5 protein-coding genes are annotated in these 3,547 nt (G+C 63.5%); 1 reads left to right on the top strand and 4 read right to left on the bottom strand.

Annotation, left to right across the window (positions count from 1 at the left end; all coding sequences use genetic code 11):
- Positions 1-40 precede the first annotated feature (40 nt).
- Genes FHS79_RS18380 through FHS79_RS18370 form a run of 3 tightly spaced genes read right to left on the bottom strand, consistent with a single transcriptional unit; the run spans position 41 to position 1,346 of the window.
- The gene (locus tag FHS79_RS18380; protein WP_184203284.1) at positions 41-385 is read right to left on the bottom strand and encodes a hypothetical protein; all 345 of its coding nucleotides are present in this window, start codon (positions 383-385) and stop codon (positions 41-43) included.
- Positions 386-393: 8 nt separating this feature from the next.
- Positions 394-843: an MAPEG family protein gene (locus FHS79_RS18375; RefSeq protein ID WP_243453586.1), complete on the bottom strand. Its 450-nt coding sequence runs from the start codon at positions 841-843 to the stop codon at positions 394-396.
- The gene (locus FHS79_RS18370; protein WP_184203282.1) at positions 840-1,346 is read right to left on the bottom strand and encodes a nuclear transport factor 2 family protein; all 507 of its coding nucleotides are present in this window, start codon (positions 1,344-1,346) and stop codon (positions 840-842) included. The genes FHS79_RS18375 and FHS79_RS18370 overlap by 4 nt, the downstream gene beginning before the upstream one ends.
- A gap of 109 nt (positions 1,347-1,455) precedes the next feature.
- On the opposite strand from FHS79_RS18370, the gene FHS79_RS18365 reads away from it, so the two are divergent.
- Positions 1,456-2,160, top strand: a complete 705-nt coding sequence (locus FHS79_RS18365) for a GntR family transcriptional regulator (protein ID WP_184203280.1) — start codon at positions 1,456-1,458, stop codon at positions 2,158-2,160.
- Positions 2,161-2,374: 214 nt separating this feature from the next.
- On the opposite strand, the gene FHS79_RS18360 is transcribed toward FHS79_RS18365, so the two are convergent.
- On the bottom strand, positions 2,375-3,445 hold the full coding sequence (locus tag FHS79_RS18360) for an NAD(P)H-dependent flavin oxidoreductase (RefSeq protein ID WP_243453000.1): 1,071 nt from the start codon (positions 3,443-3,445) through the stop codon (positions 2,375-2,377).
- Between the last annotated feature and the right edge of the window lie 102 nt (positions 3,446-3,547).

Below are 3,547 nucleotides of genomic sequence, written 5' to 3'. Positions count from 1 at the left end.
AAGGGACAAGCCTAACCAATGGCCGGGTTTTACACCGCCCTCATCGACACGCCGCCGACGATCCAATGGCCTGGTTTGTCACCGCCGTGCACAAACCGGCAATGGCATCGAACGCCAAGCCCCGGTGCGCCCATATTTGGATGTGGAACAGGGCATGGAGGACGGGCCAGGCGGTGCCGGCGAGCGCCAGGCTGCGGTTGCGAAGCCACGCCCCGATGGCCAGTGTTGCACCGCCGGCGACGAACGCCAGGCCCACGTCGCGGATGAAATGCATGCTGTAGGGCCCAATCATCGCAAGGCCAGGCGTGCGGTCGTAGAAGCCGTGCGGACCGGCAAAGATCGTGCCGCCGGTCACAACCCACAGTAGCCTGATGAGCAGAAGCACCGCCCTGGTCACAGCGACAAGGCCTTTGCCGATCCGCGCAGGATAATGACGGTCAAAGCCGCCCAGGACAGCGTGAACAGGACGAAGCGCACCGCGACGCGGTTGACCGTCGCCTGCACCAGCGAGTGCGCGAAGCGAAGGCCGACATAGGCCCAGGCACAGACCGCATGAAGCTGGTCGGCGGCGCCGAGCGCCACGATCGCTAGGGCAACCGCATAGAAGACGGTCGGCGCTTCGGTCAGGTGATTGTAGTTGTCTGCGACGCGTTCGGCCGAGGCCGGAAGCTTGCCTGTCAAACTGGCGGTGTGGGCGGCGGCCTGCGGCTCTAGCCCGGCCCGCTGCATGGCCGGCAGGCGGGTCGCATACATCCAAAGCATCATCAGGGCAGTCAGCGCCGCGAGTGCAAATACGGACAATAACATGCTCACCGCATCGGTCGACGGGCCGGCGTATGTCACCTCCCGGCCTTCAAGGCAACGGTGTCCCGGCTGTTGGCGCGGATTACTTCGGTGTCGAGAAACGTCACTTTCTCGCTGACCAGCCCCTCGCGGAAGCGGATCACATCGATCGCCGGCACGGTATAGGCGACACCTGTCGGCTGATAGCAGAAGCGGCCGAGGGCGAACGGCACCGCTGGATCCATCGCGATGGTATATTCGATGACGACGAAATCCGGGCCAAAGCCGACCTTGCCGACTGTCGACGCGTAACCGGGATTGTCACGCAGGATGCGGGCGAACTGGGCTTGCGCGGCTTGCCTGCCAACCGCGGGCGTTTCGCCGTCGACGCGCAGATCGAAGACCGTGTCGGCCGTATGAAGCGCGGGGATGCGCGCCGGATCGCGGCTACCCCATGCCGCTGAATAGGCAGCAACGTGCTGCCCAAGCGCGGGCGGAACCGCAGCGGGTTGCGCCGCCACACGCTGAGCGAGCCCGGCAGCAGCAAGAGTGGCCGCCAGCAATGCAATCCGTCGGAACGTCATTTTACCCTCCAATTTTTTGCCTAAGCATGTTGCGCTGCTGGTGACATGTCAATAGTATGTTATAAGCCGGCCAACCTGAGGAGGTAGCATGACAGCGACGGGTCCACAGTCTCCCAACCCGGTCGACGAACCGACCCGGCAGAGCGATGCGGCCTTTGCGCTGCTCAAGGCCGAGATCATCGCATGCCGGTTGGCTCCCGGCAGCGGCTTCTCGGAATCGGCGCTGTCGCTGCGGTTCGGGCTGGCCAAGGCAGCGACACGGTCGGCACTCACCCGCCTGGCCGAGCTTCAGCTCGTGGTGCCGGTCCCGCGCCATGGCTACACGGTGGCACCCGTGACGGTGCAATCGATCCGTGAGCTGTTCGAGATGCGCCTTATCGCCGAGCCGAAGGCGGCGGCCATGGCAGCGACAAGGGTCGACGCCGCCGGGTTGCGTCGTCTCAATAAGGCGCCGCAGAATGCCCACAGCGCCGACGAACGACTGGCCTTCGTCGCCGCCAATCGCGCCTTTCATCGCGCGATCGCGGCCGCGACCGGCAATGCCCGGCTCTATGCCCTGCTCGACGCGCTCGCCGATGAGGGTGAGCGTCTGGTGCACCTCGGCCTGTTCGGCCCCGGATCGCAGATGCACGACCGAGCAGAGGCCGACGACGGCCACGAGGCGCTGATCGCCGCTTTCGAAGCTCGTGATCCTGCCGCCGCCGAACGGGCTGCGAGTGCGCATGTCGAGCACGCACGCGCGATTGTTCTGGCCCGCATAATGTCCGGCACCATCAACCTAGCGATCAACTGAAGGGCTTCGTATAGGGTGTCCGAAAGGGGACCCTGCAGGTCTTGCACGGTGCAAGCCTTCGTCTGCCCCGAGGCGGCACTGGCCACGGAATCAGCGCGATTGAGGCCAGACGCGCCGAAGCTAGGCCGCCACTTCGCTAGCGGTGTATATTTTTGCCTTCAGATGGGGAGCAACCGAGCAGATTTTAAGTAAAAGCTCGACCAGGTGCCAGTTTTCAATCCGCCGAGCGGCAGTTCTGTAGCTCAGTTCGCAGCACCTGTACCAAATCAGCCGCTGACATTTCGCGCACTAACGGTGCGCCTTGCCCGGCCCAGTGAGCGCCGAACCCATACTCCCCCTTAGCTTTGGCGGCGGCATGCAGCGCTTTGCCGGCATTGTACGCGATGGGGTAGTCAGGAGGTTGGCAATTGCCGATCGCAGCTGCCAATCCTGTGAAGCGGTTGGCGAGCGCGCGGGCTGGTCGGCCAGAGATGAGTGATGTCAGCGACGTGTGATAGGCGCCCGGTCCTCTCAAGGCCGCCCGGTATCCTTCGTCGGCTGCGCTCTCAAGGCAAGCGATGAAGGCGGTGCCGAGCTGCGCCGCAACCGCACCCAGATCGAGAACAGCGGCGATCCCGGCACCGTCCATTATGCCTCCCGCCGCGATCACCGGAAGTTTGGTCTTGAGTACCAAAAGACGCGTCAGCGCGACGGTGCCAAGCGCATCATCGGGCGCGACTGGATCGAACGCGCCCCGATGTCCGCCAGCTTCGATCCCCTGTGCTACGACTGCGTCGATGCCCGCGCTTTCGATAGCACGGGCTTCGTCCAGGCTGGTAGCCGTTGCCATCAACACGATCCCTCGATCCCGCAGGAGGGTGATGATGTCGGAGGATGGCAGGCCAAAGTGAAAGCTGACCACCGGCGGCGCCAGTGCGAGCAGCATGGCCAACATGTCGGGATCGTCGGCGAAGCTCTTGTAGATGGTCTGCAGTGCCGTTGGCGGCTCGGCCTCGAACTCGGTAAAGACAGGCGCTAGCCAGTCGAGCCAAGCAGCCTCCGTAATAGGATCGGCAATGGCTCTGCCGTGAACGAACACATTGACGTTGAACGCGTTATTTGTTCGCGCTCGGGTCTCTTCAATCATGCCGCGTGCACCAGCGGCATCGGTTGCCCCAACGCCGATCGAACCCAAGCCGCCCTGTTCAGACACAGCGGCAGCAAGTGCCGGCGTGGACACTCCTGCCATCGGGGCCTGAACGAGCGGGAGCGACAAGCCTAATCGGTCCATCAACAAAGTTGGCATCTGACACCTTATACCAAGATTCACTGATCAGAACTCCTGAGCCCAGTTGCGCAACCCGATCGACATGATCTTCCAGGGCTGCTCGACGAGCTTGTTCCAGGC

This window comes from Polymorphobacter multimanifer, from assembly GCF_014205635.1.
GTDB classification, from domain to species: domain Bacteria; phylum Pseudomonadota; class Alphaproteobacteria; order Sphingomonadales; family Sphingomonadaceae; genus Sandarakinorhabdus; species Sandarakinorhabdus multimanifer.
This window is presented reverse-complemented; position numbering and strand designations above follow the sequence as displayed.